Origin of the sequence: Runella sp. (genome assembly GCF_965279615.1) — a bacterium.
Lineage (GTDB): Bacteria > Bacteroidota > Bacteroidia > Cytophagales > Spirosomataceae > Runella.
The window spans coordinates 936777-954675 of the sequence record NZ_OZ257252.1 but is presented as its reverse complement, the minus strand read 5'-3'; the positions used below and the strand labels follow the sequence as shown (position 1 = coordinate 954675).

Here is a 17899-nt window from a genome sequence, read left to right as displayed (position 1 = left end):
GATTCTATTTACCAATGCTATTCATGGAACCTAAGAAAAAAAGAATAATAACTATTGTAGGATTTTTACTTCTCATAATAACAATTAGTGAGTTATTAAAAGAATTAAATATTTTGCCGGCTACTTTTTTTGGTAATCAATGGTTGGATAAGCTCTTATTGGTCTTTGCAGCTTTAATATATGAGATATTTAAAGATTATAGTAAGGACATATTTAAAGATTTGATAAAAAATAATAACTCATCTACAGAAGTAAAAATATTTAATACCAATAGCGCTGATTTAACGGAAACATTAAAAAAACTTAAAGCACGTATTATAAAAAGAAGCCAATACCATATTCAAGATGTCCAAGAAACAGAAGTTAAATTTATTGAAAAGCTTAATTGGCGCATTAGAGTAAATGAAAAAAAATATTTGTTAAAGCAAGGTGATTTATTCAGTATTGAAAAGGAGTTCCATTCTGAAACACCTTCTCCCCAAGGTTTTATAATTATTGGATTTCCTGGAGTCGGGAAAACAACTTCAATGCATAATTATTTACTTAAATCTCTTGACAGCTCGGCTCAAATTAAAATACCGATTTATTTCTCGCTTTCACTTTGGACCACAGATCAACCTTTGGTTGAATGGATGAAAAATGAATTGGATAAAAATTATCAGATTAAAAAAGGTGATATTGAAGAGCTGGTTAATAATAATGTATTTACACCGGTTTTTGACGGCTTAGACCAAGTTAATATTGATTTAAGGAGTAAATGTGCTGAAAGAATTTACGAATACTCAAAAGGTAATTCAATTATTTTGACTTGCCGGCCTAATGAATTTATGGTTTTGGATATGCACTTTAGAAATAACGAAATTTCACTTACAGATTCATTTACAATTTTTGAACTTAACCCTTTGTTATTTGAACAGGTTTCAACAACGCTCTCCAAAATAAAGGATTCCCAACATCTTTTAGATAAAGCTAAAGCTAATGAACAATTTGCGGCATTGATAGCATTTCCTATGCTTTTATATATAGTTGTTACAATTAGAGACGCAATTAAAGACGTTGATTTTAATATTGACATAAAGAAAGCATATCAAATACTTTGGGAGAAATACGATATATATATATTTAATAAAGAAGGCATTAACAGCGGTATTCGAACAAAGCTTCAAAGAAAAATATCATACAGAGAAGAACAAACCCGTACTTGGCTGCATCGACTTTCATGTCAAACAAATAATAATATTTTTATTGAAGATCTACAGCCTGAATTCTTAACTTTTAAGGCTGACAAATATCTATATTATTTTTTTTCAAGAATTTTCTGCGCAGTAAGTTTATCAATTGCCGTTGGTTTCTTTTTATCAGGACCGTTTAACTACTTTAGTGCAGGTGTTTTATCGGGCTGTACTATCACAATCATTACTATAATTTTACGCGAGTATTTGAAAAATACCAATATTTCTACAAAACTAAATAAAAAAACATACTTTTCAGTTATATTTAAAATTATACTTTTTTACGTACCCTGCTCGCTTACTCTGATTTCCTATTTTGGCTTCTCAACACCCAGAAAGGGACAAGACATGAGAATTTACGAGACTTTTGCCCTTACAGAAGCCAATGCCGGATTATTTATGGCCCTTTTTATGGGCGTAATATTTGGATTGAGAGAGTATTGGTATGATACCAGAGATGTTAAGCCTGTTGAACGAATAAGCATTGATTGGAAGCAATTTATCAAATTTGGAATGATAGGAGGGATACTTTTAGGTGTTTTTTTAGCAATTTGTGCTATTTTAGTTGTTAACCTACTTCCTAATTCTACTTTTTCCAATTGGGGGAGAACAGTTCAAATGTTCTCTAGTAATACTGTCAGCATCAGTCTTTTAGCCATAACTGCTGGAATAGCTTTTGGTTTTCCTTTGATTGGAGTTCTTGGTGTATTAAAACAGGATGAAATATTAGAGAATCCTCAAAAAAAGATTGAATTTGAAATTAAGCCAAACTATGGCATTAGAATGTCATTTTTAAATCTTCTGAAAGGCAGTATCCCTGCTGGCCTGATTATGGTGAGCATTTATGGATTGTTTTTTTGGTTCCTAACCAAGGATTTTTCTTGTTTTTTGAAAGGAGTAAATACTGGTTTTGGCGGAGCTATTATGGTAGCTTTATGGTTTGGGGGGTTTGATGTAATTCAACATTTTGTACTTAGGATTATTATTTATTTAAGACATTATGGGCCTTGGGATTATGTGAGATTTATGGAATTTTCTACAAGGTTAAGATTTGTTAAACCCGCAGGGGCAAGCTATGAATTTTTTCACGACACATTATATGATTACTTCAAAACAAATTTTGAAGATAAAAAAGTACCTAAAGTAGATTACTCTCTTATAAGTGTACTCATATTAATTATTATAATTCCATTAAGCTTTACAGTATATAATCGAATATCATTAAATCACTTTTGGCAAGATGGAAATGGATTTAATTTCGTTTCAATTCCCAAAGATATTCACAAAACAAAAGTATATAATACCTTTGTAGTTGGTAAATCTGGGCATTTGAGTATTAAAGCAAAAGGGACGATCAATGTAGGCTCGTTTGCGGGTTCAGTTACACCTGAAGGGACAGAAGGGGGGTTTTTAGGGTTCCGTATTGGTGATACATTTGATTTTCAACCTACTAAAATAGCTAAGCATGGGGCTTTACTGGTTTACTCAACCAAAAAAGATAAATTTTATACTTTTGCTGACCAACCTATTTTTTCATTTCCATTTAAAGAAAGGGTAATGTCTTTAAAAGTTAGCCAAGGTGATACTATCCGTTTTTTAATAAATGACAATGAGTGGAATAATAATTCCGGTAAATTTCAAATAAAAATGCAATTTGTAAACCCTGACAAAAAAAGAATCATAGCTCATCGTGGAGGTAGTGGATTAGCTCCTGAAAATACGCTGGAAGCTATAAAAAATGCATTGTCAATCAATGCAAAAACAATAGAAATTGATATTAGACAAACGAAGGACAATGTATTGGTAGTGATGCATGATAATAACGTAGGCCGTACTACAAATGGCAATGGTAAAATAGGAGATTATACATATGAAAATCTTAAAAAGTTAGATGTTGGGAATAATGGCTTTGAACAATTTAGCAATATTAAAATTCCAACTTTAAAAGAAGTTTTATTGCTATTAAAACCAACGTCTGCAAGCCTTTTAATAGAAGTTAAAGACCCTTCATCTTATATAGGATTGGAAGAAAGGCTTATTAAGTTAATTCGCGAATTTAATATGGCTGATCGAGTTGAAGTGTTTTGTTTTGATTCAAAATTTATCAAAAATTTTAAAATGAATAATCCTGATATAAAAACAGGTGTGTTCGTTTTAAGTTTATGGGATATGAATTATGATACGGGAGCAGAATCAGTTGGGCTTTATTTTCTAACAGCTTTGTTATTTCCCGATTTTGTTGAGCGCTTACAAAGAAAGAATTATAATGTTTACGTATGGACCGTAAATTCTTCTTTCTATTTCAAGCCAATTTTAAATTCGGCAGTAGATGGGATAATTACGGATTATCCTAATAAATTTTTGTTTTAAGCTTTAAAACGATTCCAGTATTGAATAGAGTATATAATATAAAATAAGAATTCTTAAAATTGGGTGGATTCACTGGTTAGGCGATAACTGAAAAATATTTGTAAAACAGACCACTATGCGGTGCAAAAATGCACTGCACTTTGCACCGCATTCCATACCGCATGTTGCACTGCATCCGATACCGCATCCTGCACCGCATTTTACACCCATATATAATAAACCTATTAAAACCTTATGATGATGATGACATCATCATAAGCAAAAACACCATTATCAACATTGATTTTTGAATTGGTTTTTACAAAAAAGAAAAGTTGTAATGCGCCTCCCCATGTTGCGCCGCACCCCTTCATAACCGCTTGATAACTTTTTTAAAGGTTTTAGTATCTTTTTGGCAATGCTTGCATGTTTGTTAATATATTTGAATAGAGCAAGTTGGTACCTAAATATTAACGCAGATACTAAATGAAGAAGATATTTATACTTTTAATTCTATGCACAGGCAATTTATTCTCGCAGGTAAAAGAACATCATTTGACAAATGTAAAACTGCAATATGGGGTAAGTGTCAGTCTTAAATGGGAGATTGTATATAAATATGGGTACTTGTCCAATTATCGATTGGACATTGGCGGAGGGGTTGGTGCATTAATAGAAAAAAATATAATGCCTTTTGCGCAATACTCAATTACTGCTTTTCAGGGAGGCCTTGGCAGTTCTATAAGTGTGAAAGAAAGAAATAAAATAAATTTAGAATCAATGTTTGCTTTAGGTTTGTCGGGAGGCTCGCAAAGAAACAATGATTTGTATTTTAAAAGGCCACTTTATACTATGGGAAGGCTCGTTGCCACCCCTCTTTATAATCCATTTGATGCATATATAACATTAGCAACTACCCTCATTTACAGACATACAAAGTTCAGTACTCCAATTTATGGAACTGATAAATATAGATATTCTCAAAGGGTAGGAAGCCTTACACTTGGAGGGCCGGATTGGGATTTTAATTATTACAATGATGGTACTCCATTACATTGGATTGGATTAGGAGACGGGAAGGACCGGTATTGGACGGGTGGTGGATTTTTCAATTTACATGTTAATAATTATTTTGATAAAGCACGAAGAGATACAAGCAACAATACAGCATTCAGAAATATATTTATAGGTTTTGATAGATTTACGGGGTATTACTCTGAATCCTTTGAAGTGGCTAACAATTTAGGATTGAATAATGTACCCTATGGAGATAAAACCCAAGCTTTTTTTAATAAAGGCAGAGTTTTTGCAGGAGTTGAAATAGCAGGCATTCCGGGTCTAACGCCCATTTTTTCATTAAACGATAGAGATCAATTTGATTTTCAATATTTGATTCACAATACAAGAGATCAGCCAGTTCACAAGACCCTGCATAAACAATCAAATGCTATAGATTTATTTTATACAAGAAATTATTGGGATTTTAAATAGCGTAAAATATGAGATGGTGTATTTTTTTTATAATAATAGGTATTGCTGTGAGCAATTGCAATAGGAGATTTAATAGTAATATGTTAAATGACGCTAAGGGAAATGTCGTCAAAAAATCAATATTTAAATTCTATGATGACCCTGACACCTCATTCTACTATTTACTTACATTCTATAGAACAAATGAAAAAATTATAGGCGAAGATTTTTCATTTGAATCTGTTAATACGTTTAAAAAAAACCAAAGTGTAGACCCTTCAAAAATAGTTCAAAATGTAGCCCTTTATTTCTTTAGTAATGGCGGTGTAATTTATGATACACCCTATATAGTACATAAATCTAAAGAGAATCTTATTGGGGAATATCAGCCTATAAATTTGCGAAATTTTCAAGATTTATATAAAACTAAGCAAGAGCTAAGTAAAGTTAATAAAAAAATTGAAAAATTGAGAAAAAGACTTAAAAGTAAACCAAATATAGAAGATGAAATAAATCTAGAAAAATTCAAAAATTTTGCGACCTCAATTAAAGAATATATAGAATTGTCTGCTTCTTCAAAATTAGCTAACGAAGATTATAGAGGGATTATGCATGGTTACCAATTAAAAGATTTGAATCCGGGGCAAATAGTTGAAGATACCCCCCCCTTAACAAATAATACTAAAGATTCGACAGCAAAACGCGTTCAACAAAATCATCTTTCAAATTACAATAATGCAACTTTGCCAAAAGATAGTTCAATAAGTATGAATAATGGTGACTTAATAAAAAATAATAATAAAAAAAATGCACAAATAAAACCGACTTTGCATATATATTTGGAAAGAAGAAATAAAAACTATCCATTGATATTAAATGTAAATCATATTCCAAAAACTGGCAATAATGTAGAAGCTATATTAATTGAGAGCATATTTTTTCAAAAAGAGATAAATTCATCTAGCGGTAAATACACATTTGCTGCAATTGATAATACATTTAATTTAGGTAATATTTCCGATAATTTAGCTAATGGTAATCAGCCCGATTCTACAAAATCACTGTTGTGGTTCAAATTGATGACAACCTTTCCTAAAAATAAAGAATTAAAAAAATGAATGAAAATATGACTGTTTGCTAACTGACTTAATCGTGAAAATAGTTGATGTATATAACGCAATTACTCGGATTCTAATTGAATATATTTCTTACAAAGAAAAAGTTATAATGTTGTGTGCTATTATTGAGGTTCTGGCAGAAGTGTAGGATACGTTAATATACTGAATGATATTTTTTTTATATATTGTCGCCATATGCAGGTTTTAAAACTTTTGTTACATATTTGGTGCAGCGTTGGGGATAAAATTTGGTGTAGCAGGTCACAGAACAGCTTCATACAGTCTGATTACGGGATATAGTATATCTAATGTTATTCTGGAAAAATATTCAGTCAGAAGAAATGACGTTGATCTAACTGAAATTAATAATTATACCGCATTTTCTTTATCAATTGGTCCAATGATTGAGCATAATAGAGTTCAGGCCGGGATTTTCTTGGGATTCGATATTTTAAGCAGATTAAATCAAAGCCATTTTGGCTGGTTTCATCAGGGAAAACCTTGGCTCAGTGTTGGTTTTGGATATTCGATATTTTCAAACCAAGAAGAAAATAAAGTAACCAATCCCACTAATAAACTCTGATGCTTGCCAACTTTTACTAATTATTAGTAAAAGTTGATTGAGGCATTTGTAAGTATCCCTGTAATGCAAGCTGTTCTAAATTATAGAAAAACCTTTAATCCACCTCTTACTAAAAACTTTATAATAGGTTCGGCCTTTTATTGTTTTCCCAAAACATTCCAATTTTGTCGTAAATTTTTAACGGTGCCGTTGTATATGTTAACATCCATATCACATTTGATTCCTTCAATTTTTGTAGATTTACCTTTATTGTACGGACATTTGGATATATAATTCAACTTATGTTTTGTGCATTCAACATCAATGCATTCACAACAGTTTATTTCACAGGCAAATTGCCAAACGGTATAGGTGCTCCAAACATTTTTCGGAAAATCGGTTACTTTGTTTTTGAACCTTGCATACCATAAAGGACATTTAGCGAACACACTGTTTTTATTAAATTTCAAAGATATGGCTTTGACTACCTTCTGATTGGCATAAACCAACGGGTACTTTCCCGTTTTCTGTTTAATGTGTTCTATGAATTTAATGGCATTGTCCATATTCATAAACTTACTGTCTTCAACATCTTCCAGATCAAGGGCCATGACGTTAACAGAGTCCTGATTGATGGCGGAAAGGTAAAAATCCGCCTGCTGAATCGGATCGCCTGGCCGCCCCAAATGATAAGAACCCCATAATAGATTTTTTTTGGTTGCCTGAATTTTTCTGCCTGCAAAACCTGTGTCTCTCTTTAGCCCATCAGATGCCCTGTGAATGATCCCGGTCATCCTTGGGTTGGATATTATTTTATTGAAATCAATCACATTACCTGAATAAGGATCAAGAATGAATGCTTTTGTGGAATCAATCCATGGTCTGTCAAATGCCGATTGAGCGCGCAAAGACAATGTTAATACAAAGCAGAAAATAAGTAATAAGTATTTCATTTATACCAATAGTATTGGGGGGTGATTAAAAATACACGCTATTAGCGTCAAATACGGCACCTTTGTCCACATTTTTTAATAAAAAGTTATCAAGTGGTCTCTACCTCGCCAAAATCCCATAACAACGCCCAATACTTTGCAAAAGCTGAGAGTTCAGTAACTCATAATTGCTGTTAAGTTGGCAATTTTCAAGCCCCCGTGCTTTCATTCGCTCGGTGTACTTCTTAGCTGCAAACAATAGAATATTGACCGCTTGATAACTTTTGGGTGACACCTGCGTAGAATAACAAGTGGGACTCTTTTAAAAGTTATCAGTAGTTTGGCTAACAATCCGGAGATTAATAATATGAATTGGATTACAAACAAATCGCCTGAAGCTTCCAACACTTACTTAGTGTCTTCGGAAAGGAAAATAAGTAATGTAATGGCAAGAGAGTGTTTGCCATTGTAGCTTATTATAACAATGAACAAGATTCATGGCATAAATTCGATCCCTTTGCAGATGAGCCTTATGATGAAGCTTTTGAAGGGCCAATCTTAGCATGGGCAGAACATTCTATTTATGTTAGATAAATTGATAATAACTTTAAAGCCGTAATATGAAACCCAGAATTTTTATCGGCTCTTCTACTGAAGGTCTTGACATAGCGTACGCTATTCAGGAAAACCTTGAATATGACTCAAATCCAACGGTTTGGACGCAGGGCATTTTTGAGTTGTCGAGTAACGCACTTGATGACTTAATAAAGGCTCTGAATAATTTTGATTTTGGCATTTTCGTCTTTAAACCTGACGATTTAACGCAGATCAGAACTGATAAGTTGAATACAGTACGCGATAATGTTATTTTCGAATTGGGGCTTTTTATTGGTAAATTGGGAAAGCAGCGTGTATTTTTTGTAGTACCCCAAGTAGCTCAGGCTTTTCATTTACCAACTGATTTGTTGGGAGTAACGGCCGGAAAGTACAACAATCAACGTGAGGACGGCAACCTTAAAGCGGCATTGTGGCCCTTTTGTAGCCAGGTGAGAGAAAAGCTGAAAAACTTTGTGTATGAAAGTTTACTGGATTTAGAGGGCGAAAGTGATAAAATAAAGAAAATAGCAATTGATAAAGCACCTTTTTGGGGTTTTTTCCTTTCTGCAGAGCTATTGAGGGCACGCTTAATCAGTATTAATAGAAGTTATATTGAACTGGAAAAGGGATTGATCTTTCAGCGTTCAAAGTCCTACACAGAACTTGAATTTTTACAGTGGTTCAACACATCAGCCGATGATTTGATTCGTCTGGTTGAAATATTTAAACAAACGTTTGAAGTTGACTTACTTAACGCTTGCGGAGGAGAAGCAGCAGGTAATACTTATGAAATAAAAGCTGCAATTGATAAAATAGCTTCTATCTGTAAAGAGCTGTTGGCTTGGGAATATGAATTACAGGGTGTAACTCCTCCTGATTCATTAAAAGAAATTAAAGAGTTAATGAAAGGATGGACCAAGGGCGTAATTGATACAATTAACAAATACCCTCAAATGATAGAAAATTCGTTAACTCCTGAAAATATTGAAAAAGACGGTGAAATAAATATAGCTTTGGTTTTTCAAGATCCTGCAAATATGAGTAGGATTTCACAAATATTAGATGAAATTAAATTACGGGGAGGGTTTTTTTTAAGATGAATACCTTACTCGATGAAAATTTTTCTCAAGTCTATCGACCTTTAGCAGCGGATTTCGCAAATGCTGTTTCCGAAATAAACTGTAAGGATGAAGTTCTGGAACCGTTTTTGCCTCTATACGGTCCACTTTATGAAACTGCCGATACCCGCATCGTCTTTGTCGGCATCGAAACAAAAGGTTGGGGGAGTTTGAATGGTTTCGTAACACAGGCGCTTCAAAATCCCGAATCAGCCCTGTTTCGCCATTCCGATGTGTTTGATGAATTATTGTTTTGTAAAGAGATATGGGGTAATAACTTCGGTACCGGCTTCTGGGACTTCATTTTTAAATTTCTAGCTAAATTTTACTGTATTGAGGATTGGAAACAACTCAAACAGGGCCAACATCCCGAAATCTTACAAAGCTTTGCCTGGGCCAATACCAACGCCGTTGAACGTCATCATGTGACTGCTGAAAAACACGGGCTTTCAAAACAACAATGGGACATTATCAAAACCGCTTCCAAACCCTTTGACCGCGCCAAACACATGATTGATGCATTACAACCTCATTTGATGATTATTTTAAGTTGGAACACTCCCGATGAATGGCTCACCGATGACACCGGCCCCATTGAACCTGTTAATAAAATTGAAACATACCTGTATCATTATTACCTGTCTGACACCAACACCAATGTGCTTTGAACCGCTCACCCTCGATTCTTATCGCAAAAAGGGGGATTTGATGACTTTATTCTTAAAATTGCCAATACTGCCAAACAAAAACTGAATACATAACACCCTCACTTTGTTGCGCGACACCCCTCCATTGACCGCTTGATAGCTTTTTTGAAAAAAATCGTATATAATTTACATAAAAATTAAATAAATCTTCACCTTTGAATGAACATGTAATTGGATAATTTGTAATTACTCGTGTCATACAAAAACATGGAATATCTAATTCTTAAGTAATCAAGCAAAATTAGTTTAGATTTATTATATTGGCGACATGAGCCGAAAAGAAAAGCATATTGACCTGATAGAATCTGAACAAATTACCTTGCGGGAAGGGGCAAAATATCATCCGAAAGTGGAGTTTAGAGAAAAATGTCGTGCTCTTTTATTGAATCAGGCAGGTGTAACGATTAAACAAATTGCTACCCATCTGGATGTCAATCATAATACCGTCGGAAATTGGATAAATGCTTGGGAAACAGCAGGCATTGTTGGTCTAAATCGCAAAATAGGTCAAGGTCGTAACCCGATTTTGAGCGTCACTAACGCCAGTCATATTCAGCAATTAGACAAGGCAGTTGAGACCCATTCGCAAAATGTGAAAGCGATTCAGGCCGAATTAGTAAAAGAATTGAATACCTCTATGAGTTCAGATACGGTCAAACGCTTTTTAAAAAAAATCATTACTCATGGCGACGCATCCGTCGCTGTACGCATCAAGGCCAAAATAAAATAGTATATGCAGACAAACATGAACGCTGGAAATTATTGCTAACACTTTGGTTATTAGATTATATAGAGCTTTACTTTGCCGATGAGTCCGGCTTTACGATGCAACCCTATGTACCTTACGCCTGGCAAAAAAAAGGAATAACTCAACGTCGATTTGCCCGCAGACAGAAAAATCGCTTAAATGTATTTGGCCTGATGAGTTTGTCCGGTCAGCTAACGGTTTATCACAGTGAAGCCAATCTGGATGGTGCCTTTATTAAGAATTCCCTGGATGATTTTGCTCAAAAATCACACACTAAACCTTACGTCATTGTACTTGATAATGGCCCTATTCATCATGCGAAAGTAGTTAAAGATGAGTTGGATAACTGGGAAAATTTAGGTTTGTCTATTTTTTATTTACCTACTTACAGCCCACACTTGAATCCAATTGAAATTTTGTGGCGCTTCTGCAAATACAGATGGCTCAATAAAACACATTATAAAAGCTGGTCAAAGTTAAAAAAAGTCATTCTTTGTATTTTTAAGGAGTATGGCTCGACATATACCATCAACTTTACAGAGCTTATTATAAAAAATACCCCAATTAATATCAAGCTTAATTTTGCGTGATTACTTATATTTGGTTTTTGTGCAACTCTTCTCGCCATCTTTGGCGAAACCCGTAGCAATGGGAAGCTTACTAAAATAGGATATCTCACCCTTATTATAGGTTTTTGTGGACTTGTCACGAGTTCCGTTAAGTCATGGTCCGATGATAAGGAAAAGGAAAATGTCAAGCAACAAGCACAAGTTGAAAGTGAAACAAAGGATAAATCTTTAGAAAATATAACTTCATCCGTAAAAAGATCTAATGACTCAATTCAAAGATTAAATGGACAACTATTATATTCTAATTCTCAAATACAATTATTAAGGGAGCAGGTAGATGAGTACAAAAAGATACTCGGCAAGGTTAGTACAGAATCTGAGAGACAACCCCAATGGGTTATGTTGAATTACTATAATCTTGATGCGCGCCAGGAAATAAATCTGCCTTCTACAGTTTATTCCGGCTCTCTGATAAAATTTGTAGGTGATTGTCCCGGCTCTCTACAAGTAATGTTTGGAGATAGGGTTATACAATTACCTTCTTTTGATTATCAAAAACCAATTGAGGTTCCTGTAATTGGCAATAGCGGTTGGCATGGTAGAGTTAAAATTATAAATTTAACCGATGAACATTGTGGTTTTAAATTATATATAATGTCCACTCCTCGTTCCAGGTCCAAAGAATGGAGCTGGAAAGAAGAAAAATTAGGCAGCACTACTCAAAAGCCTACATCTAAGATTGATGATTTTTTACGTGTTTTAGCTCTATATAATACTCATCCCAAAAAAGAGCAAAAATATAAAAGTGGCTATATGAATATTATTTATTATCCTAACTGCGATACAGTCACTATTGATGAAGGGAAATTTGTTTCAAATATAAAATTTTACAGTCAGAAAGGAGGAGAGCAGGAAACCACCATTTTTATAAATACTGAAGCTGAATTTATCGGTTTTTTAAAAAGTCGTAAGTATAAAGTTTCTAAAATTAAGGATATCAGCTTAATTGGCTGGACAAGAGCTATTTATGTAGCAAAACAACACAAAGTGGAATTTTATTTTCTTTGTGAGCATGAAACTACACCTAATTTTAAAATGTCTTATTATAAAATAACAATTATGAATAGAGCATAGTAACTACTCAATAATAAACAAATTTATTTCATACAATGAATAAGGCCTTGAAATTACTCTCAAACTGTTTACAATATCATACCACAAAGCAAAACATCAATCATTGATATACTGCTTATTGATCGTGATGCCAATAAAATATATGTTGGCTCTTCCCAATTGCAGTACAGAGAGGACGTCAGAGGTCACTTTGATGTGTTTACCAGGTTTCAACTGAAAGTATAAACAATTGTTTTATGATTTTAGCGACTCAAACCGATCTTTTATCGCTTCCTTGATTTTGGCAAAATTATCAGCAGAAAGCAGGTCTTTTGTAAGTGCGTTCATATCTCTCAAATGATCTAACAAATCACCTAATTGGTTATGAATGCTACGAACCTTGTCGTATTCATTGAATTGTGCGGGCTTTATACGATCACTATGCTTTGTAATCAACTCCTTCCATTCTTTTTCTCTTTCATTCCAGTAGTCGAAATAGCTACCTTGAATCCCCGGTTTATCCAAAGCAATATTTTCTACTCGAATAGGGAAAACAACTTTCACAAACTGTTCTTTTGTAAATTTAGAAATGCGGTAAATTTCCAGTAATTCAAACATACAGTAAGGCGACTTCAGATATTTGTCGCTAATGGCCACTATCACAATATCACCTTTTCCAATTTGTCTCATAAAATCCGAGATCAAACCTTTGTAGCTTAAATCCATTTTATCACGAAACACAAGATGGCCTTCATTTTTCAGGCTTTTATACAGTTCATCAACAATTTTTTCACGGCTTTCACCAGTTTCGTGCTCGTCGCCCCATGCGTATGAGAAGAAAATTTCGGGTGTGTTTTTATTAAGCATTTTGTTTGAAGATAATATGTTTGTAGGAGGTAATGATTTGCCAAAAAGATGAAAAAAATCTTTTACATCGAGCCAGTTCCCTTGCTTCGATTTAATCTTGGGAACTTGATTTAGTGCATCTATCAAATAGCCAATTTCAACAAAATCTGTTTCGTTTACAGATAAGTTTATATCAGATTTTCGGTCGCTCAGTCGCCATAAGCCATCAAATAGTTCTCGTGAAAATGAATTCTGCGAGTTACTTTCGATAGCAACCCGAATTTTCCGTTCAGGAAACACACATTCTGCCAGAATGTCGATTCCTGCTTTCTCCAAGACAATACCATTTTTCCAATAGACTTCGGTCGCCAGATTACCGTATCGCACCATAAAACGCAAAAACACGGAACGGGGCATAAATCCAGGGAAATGAAGTGTAAAACTATGTTTGGTTTTACTTCTGTATCGACGCAAATCTCTTTCGTCGTGTTTGTCTGGTAGGTACTGCGGAGCAATGTATTCATCCTGACAATTAGGTTTCTCGAAAATCAATTCAAATCGATCCTTTTTCATCAATTCAAGAAAGGTATCTGTCAATTCGCCAATACGTTTTTCACTGAGTATTTGGTTGACCTGCCCACGGTTAAACTCCCCTGGCCTGTCAGCCTTTTCCCGAATATCATACGTCAGAATATCATAAATTGTATCGGTAACCCACTGTGGGTTCAGAATAACGATGTTTCGTAACTGGACATCACCCCCATAATACACGATGGTACTTGCAGCCCCGCTTAAGTAGGCTAGCAAGGCTGGCATCTCAATAGATATGTCAAATTTTAGACCAATTTTAGTGGCTGCTTGGTGGCAGAATATGGCAAATTCAGCAAACGTTGTCCAACGCTGGGTTTCGGCTATCTGTCTAATGGCATCCCGAATGGCAACCCAACCGATCCCCAGTTTATATCTGGCAGCATCAGTTTGTAGTGCAGTAATTAAATTCGCCTTAAAATCCTGAAAAGCAGTCCATGCTGGATGAGAAAGTTTATTTTTATATTCGTTAGCTTGGTTAACACTCAGATGATAAGTAGGAGTGTGAACATTGTAAGGTGATTTAAAATACTCATCGGATACATTCTGTATGCTCGTTTTGTCAATTTTGTTCTGAACTAACAGTATGGTGCTGTTGGGGGCATAATAGCGGATGCTATCTAACCAATAGCTATATGGAAAATGATCTAAGCTTAACTGATACTTTTTATCATTTAGATAGATATCCGTCGGTATGTTACCTTCATGATTGGTATTCGTTTCCCAGACTACTACGTATATAGCATGATCATCCAGAAACAGGCGGTGAGTGGCGTGATAGTATTCTTGCCCGCCGAAATCCCAGACGTTAACATTCAGATTGATGTCTGGTACTGGCCAGCGCGTTAGCTTAATGCCATGCGTAGAATTCTGCGTATTTTTGTAATTACCTTTCCATATAAATTGCATTAATGATGTTTTTCCAGCGGTGGTATTACCTACCACAATTAGCTTTACCTCATCATTTTGAATACTTCCCTGTTTTATGGATATGAAATATCCCCATAGGTTCTTTAATATATTATCATTTTGTTGGAAAACCTCTTTAGGGATATTTTCAATGGGATTGTCTCTTAAATATAATGTTCTGAGTAACGGCCAACCCTGTAAAAGTTGTTCTGAAAATTCTATAATATCATTATTTATTAGATTAAGGCTCTGAAGCTGAGTTAGCTTTTGTAAAGAATCAATATCCCTGATTTTATTGTAACTTAAGTCGAGAGTTTGTAGCTGAGTTAGCGTATCCGGAATATGAATATCCTTGATTTGGTTGTTATTCACATTAAGGCTCTGAAGCTGAGTTAGCGTATCCGGAATATGAATATCCTTGATTTGGTTGTAACTTAAGTCGAGAGTTTGTAATTGAGTTAGTTTTTCTGAAAAATGAATATCCCTGATTTTATTGTAACTTAAGTCGAGAGTTTGTAGCTGAGTTAGCGTATCCGGAATATGAATATCCTTGATTTGGTTGTTATTCACATTAAGGCTCTGAAGCTGAGTTAGCGTATCCGGAATATGAATATCCTTGATTTTATTGTAACTTAAGTCGAGAGTTTGTAATTGAGTTAGTTTTTCTGAAAAATGAATATCCTTAATCTGGTTGTAACTTAAGTCGAGAGTTTGTAATTGAGTTAGTTTTTCTAAAAACTGAGTATTCTCAGTCCGGTTAGAACTCAAATTTAAAATGCGAAGTTGAGTTAGCTTGCCCAGAGAGCCAGTATCTTCGATCTGATTATAAACTAGGTTCAAAGTCTGGAGTTGGGTTAATCTTTCCAAATATTCAATGTTTTTAATTTGGTTATAACTCAGGTTAAGAGTTTGAAGATGTGTCAAATTTTGTAGAAATCCAATATTCTCAATCCTATTGCTTGTCAGGATCAAGTTCTGAAGCTGGATTAACCTTACCAAAAAACTATAATCCTCAATCTGATTAGAACTCAGGTCAAGAGTCTGAAGCCGAGGGAATTGGCTCAGGAGATATAGTGATTTACCAGTCAATCTATTTCCAAGCCCAAAGTTTTGAGTACTAAGGGGTTTAATCCAATAATCAACGCCTAGATTCAATTTAATTAACCAATATAAATTAAAAAGCTCATCGGGCAGATTCGCATCCGTTAAACCACAATTACCAAGATCTAAAAAAGGGGCACGGGTACGTTGATTTTCGGCAATCAGTTGGCGGGCTAAATCACTCATGCGGGAAAGAAAGCTAAATGTCTTCTAACTACGCATTTTTTACGATATTATGCAAATAGACCTATGACAAAGACTTGTAAGTGCCCAAAAACCCAAACAATTTATAATTTAATTAATTGTATACTATCTGCATTACAGAGTTACTTACGATGTTTACTAAAAAGATTTAAATATTTCTTACGAAATATCACCTAACAGTAGCATTGTACCGATAGGAGTGAAAAAAATATTTTACATTTTGTTTGTTTTATTGGTTGACAGTTGTTAACTTTGAACCATGAATAAAGAGGTATTAAAAACAATTCAAAATTTTAGTAGAGAATACGGGTACTCTACAACCTATATCTATCGTCTAATCAAGGATGGAAGATTAAAAGCAGAGATTATTGATGGTGTCTATTTTGTAGATATATCACGCCTACCCCCCGATTTCAAAAAGAAATAAATTTTTTTGCCTTAAAAGTTCACAGTTGCCAACTTGCAACTAATTAATCACAAAAAACCCCTTGCTCGTCCGACCAAAGATTTACAAGGGGCCTAAACCACAAAAGTTTATCATGCAAACCAAACAAAATTCAAGCGAAAATCCAAACACAATTGGAACGCTTACAGAACAAAATCAATCGGAATCACCGTTTCAGTTCAACCCCATCACATTGATGTCGATGTTGGACAGCAAACAACATTTTGACATTGCCGCCCAAGCCTTTTTACAAAGCCAATTACTTTTCAACGTCGCCAGACTCAAAGACTACGAGCAATTTTTAGTCCCCATCCTCAAAGCTGTTTTTACTTCCGAAGCTTTTTTGTCATTGAATGCCGACACACAGGCCAATCAACAAAACATGGCGATTGCGTTGATTACATTTTTGAGTGGTGTCAAAGACCTTGACAAAAAAATCACCAACAAAGTTGTCAAAACCGTTGAGCGCAAATACCGCGAAATGCAATCCTAATCATGCAGGCATTGATTACCATCACCACCAACGGGCAAGGCTCGGAAGTGGTGAGTGCAAGAGATTTGTATGAATATTTTGCACTTGCCGAGCGATTCAGTAAATGGATTGACAGAATGTTTGAATATGGCTTCAATGAAGGCATTGATTATACCCCGTATCAAAAAGTACACCCCCTCAACAATCAATTTATTACAGATTACTACCTCACCCTCGACACCGCCAAAGAAATTGCCATGCTGCAACGCTCCGACAAAGGCAAAGAAATCCGTCAATACTTTATACAATACGAAAAGCGGAGCAAAGAACTGATTCAACAACTCACCAGACCGCAAAGCGATGTTGAAATATTGTCCAATGCGGTATTGGTTGCCAATCGGTTATTAGCTGAAAAAGAAGAACAGATTAAAGCTCTTGTACCCAAAGCGGAATACGTCGACAAAGTATTGGCCTCCGATACCGCCATCACCACCACCGTCATTGCCAATGAATTGGGTATGACAGCGCAAATGTTGAATACCAAATTGTGTCACGCGGGTGTGCAATACAAAAGCGGGAAAAATTATATCCTGTATGCCAAATACCAACATCGCGGTTTTGCAATGACAAAAACCCATCAATACACGGATAAAGAAGGCAAGAGTCACACGAAGCACTATTTGGTCTGGACAGAGATAGGTAGAAAATACATTCATTACCTGTACAGTCAGGATTTATCGTGGTCTAAACCCAATAAACAGACCGCTTAACCAAACAATACATTACAATAATAACCGCACCGGCGTTCCGGCGCATGAG

The 17899-nt window shown here is 34.8% G+C and carries 13 protein-coding genes; 11 read left to right on the top strand and 2 right to left on the bottom strand.

The features are described 5' to 3' along the window. Positions 1–23: 23 nt before the first annotated feature. The 4 genes from ACQY73_RS04370 (at position 24) to ACQY73_RS04355 (ending at position 6752) form a co-directional block, all read left to right on the top strand. The gene (locus tag ACQY73_RS04370) at positions 24–3602 is read left to right on the top strand and encodes a glycerophosphodiester phosphodiesterase family protein (protein WP_428661978.1); all 3579 of its coding nucleotides are present in this window, start codon (positions 24–26) and stop codon (positions 3600–3602) included. Between the two features lie 465 nt (positions 3603–4067). Then, positions 4068–5072, top strand: coding sequence for a hypothetical protein (locus tag ACQY73_RS04365; protein ID WP_428661975.1), 1005 nt, complete (start codon positions 4068–4070; stop codon positions 5070–5072). Positions 5073–5080: 8 nt separating this feature from the next. Continuing rightward, on the top strand, positions 5081–6169 hold the full coding sequence (locus ACQY73_RS04360) for a hypothetical protein (RefSeq protein ID WP_428661972.1): 1089 nt from the start codon (positions 5081–5083) through the stop codon (positions 6167–6169). A gap of 235 nt (positions 6170–6404) precedes the next feature. Next, positions 6405–6752 (top strand): hypothetical protein, encoded by a 348-nt coding sequence (locus ACQY73_RS04355; protein ID WP_428661969.1) that lies wholly within the window; start codon positions 6405–6407, stop codon positions 6750–6752. A 137-nt stretch (positions 6753–6889) separates the two neighbouring features. On the opposite strand, the gene ACQY73_RS04350 is transcribed toward ACQY73_RS04355, so the two are convergent. Next, the gene (locus ACQY73_RS04350; RefSeq protein WP_428661967.1) at positions 6890–7684 is read right to left on the bottom strand and encodes a glycoside hydrolase family 25 protein; all 795 of its coding nucleotides are present in this window, start codon (positions 7682–7684) and stop codon (positions 6890–6892) included. A gap of 599 nt (positions 7685–8283) precedes the next feature. Between ACQY73_RS04350 and ACQY73_RS04345 the strand changes: the two genes are divergently transcribed. From ACQY73_RS04345 to ACQY73_RS04325, 5 genes are all read left to right on the top strand, one after another. Beyond that, the gene (locus ACQY73_RS04345; RefSeq protein ID WP_428661964.1) at positions 8284–9360 is read left to right on the top strand and encodes a nucleotide-binding protein; all 1077 of its coding nucleotides are present in this window, start codon (positions 8284–8286) and stop codon (positions 9358–9360) included. Further along, positions 9357–10046, top strand: a complete 690-nt coding sequence (locus ACQY73_RS04340) for a hypothetical protein (RefSeq protein WP_428661961.1) — start codon at positions 9357–9359, stop codon at positions 10044–10046. Before ACQY73_RS04345 ends, ACQY73_RS04340 begins: the two co-directional genes overlap by 4 nt. A gap of 307 nt (positions 10047–10353) precedes the next feature. Next, complete coding sequence (locus ACQY73_RS04335; RefSeq protein ID WP_428654236.1) at positions 10354–10815, top strand: helix-turn-helix domain-containing protein; 462 nt, start codon at positions 10354–10356, stop codon at positions 10813–10815. Further along, positions 10698–11423: an IS630 family transposase gene (locus tag ACQY73_RS04330; RefSeq protein ID WP_428668418.1), complete on the top strand. Its 726-nt coding sequence runs from the start codon at positions 10698–10700 to the stop codon at positions 11421–11423. The genes ACQY73_RS04335 and ACQY73_RS04330 overlap by 118 nt, the downstream gene beginning before the upstream one ends. A gap of 378 nt (positions 11424–11801) precedes the next feature. After that, positions 11802–12536, top strand: a complete 735-nt coding sequence (locus tag ACQY73_RS04325; protein ID WP_428661958.1) for a hypothetical protein — start codon at positions 11802–11804, stop codon at positions 12534–12536. A 234-nt stretch (positions 12537–12770) separates the two neighbouring features. Here the strand turns inward: ACQY73_RS04325 and ACQY73_RS04320 are convergent, their stop codons facing one another. After that, on the bottom strand, positions 12771–16145 hold the full coding sequence (locus ACQY73_RS04320) for a leucine-rich repeat domain-containing protein (RefSeq protein ID WP_428661956.1): 3375 nt from the start codon (positions 16143–16145) through the stop codon (positions 12771–12773). Positions 16146–16702: 557 nt separating this feature from the next. Between ACQY73_RS04320 and ACQY73_RS04315 the strand changes: the two genes are divergently transcribed. Then, positions 16703–17101 carry a hypothetical protein gene (locus tag ACQY73_RS04315; RefSeq protein WP_428661953.1) on the top strand — a complete coding sequence of 133 codons (399 nt, stop codon included), beginning with the start codon at positions 16703–16705 and terminating at the stop codon, positions 17099–17101. A 2-nt stretch (positions 17102–17103) separates the two neighbouring features. After that, the gene (locus tag ACQY73_RS04310) at positions 17104–17850 is read left to right on the top strand and encodes a phage antirepressor KilAC domain-containing protein (RefSeq protein WP_428661950.1); all 747 of its coding nucleotides are present in this window, start codon (positions 17104–17106) and stop codon (positions 17848–17850) included. The last annotated feature ends 49 nt before the right edge of the window (positions 17851–17899 follow it).

What these genes read in the sequence shown, in the direction of transcription:
- ACQY73_RS04370 (WP_428661978.1), top strand. Translation starts at nt 24, where the DNA reads ATGGAACCTAAGAAAAAAAGAATAATAACTATTGTAGGATTTTTACTT.
- ACQY73_RS04365 (WP_428661975.1), top strand. Translation starts at nt 4,068, where the DNA reads ATGAAGAAGATATTTATACTTTTAATTCTATGCACAGGCAATTTATTC.
- ACQY73_RS04360 (WP_428661972.1), top strand. Translation starts at nt 5,081, where the DNA reads ATGAGATGGTGTATTTTTTTTATAATAATAGGTATTGCTGTGAGCAAT.
- ACQY73_RS04350 (WP_428661967.1), bottom strand. Translation starts at nt 7,684, where the DNA reads ATGAAATACTTATTACTTATTTTCTGCTTTGTATTAACATTGTCTTTG.
- ACQY73_RS04345 (WP_428661964.1), top strand. Translation starts at nt 8,284, where the DNA reads ATGAAACCCAGAATTTTTATCGGCTCTTCTACTGAAGGTCTTGACATA.
- ACQY73_RS04340 (WP_428661961.1), top strand. Translation starts at nt 9,357, where the DNA reads ATGAATACCTTACTCGATGAAAATTTTTCTCAAGTCTATCGACCTTTA.
- ACQY73_RS04335 (WP_428654236.1), top strand. Translation starts at nt 10,354, where the DNA reads ATGAGCCGAAAAGAAAAGCATATTGACCTGATAGAATCTGAACAAATT.
- ACQY73_RS04325 (WP_428661958.1), top strand. Translation starts at nt 11,802, where the DNA reads ATGTTGAATTACTATAATCTTGATGCGCGCCAGGAAATAAATCTGCCT.
- ACQY73_RS04320 (WP_428661956.1), bottom strand. Translation starts at nt 16,145, where the DNA reads ATGAGTGATTTAGCCCGCCAACTGATTGCCGAAAATCAACGTACCCGT.
- ACQY73_RS04315 (WP_428661953.1), top strand. Translation starts at nt 16,703, where the DNA reads ATGCAAACCAAACAAAATTCAAGCGAAAATCCAAACACAATTGGAACG.
- ACQY73_RS04310 (WP_428661950.1), top strand. Translation starts at nt 17,104, where the DNA reads ATGCAGGCATTGATTACCATCACCACCAACGGGCAAGGCTCGGAAGTG.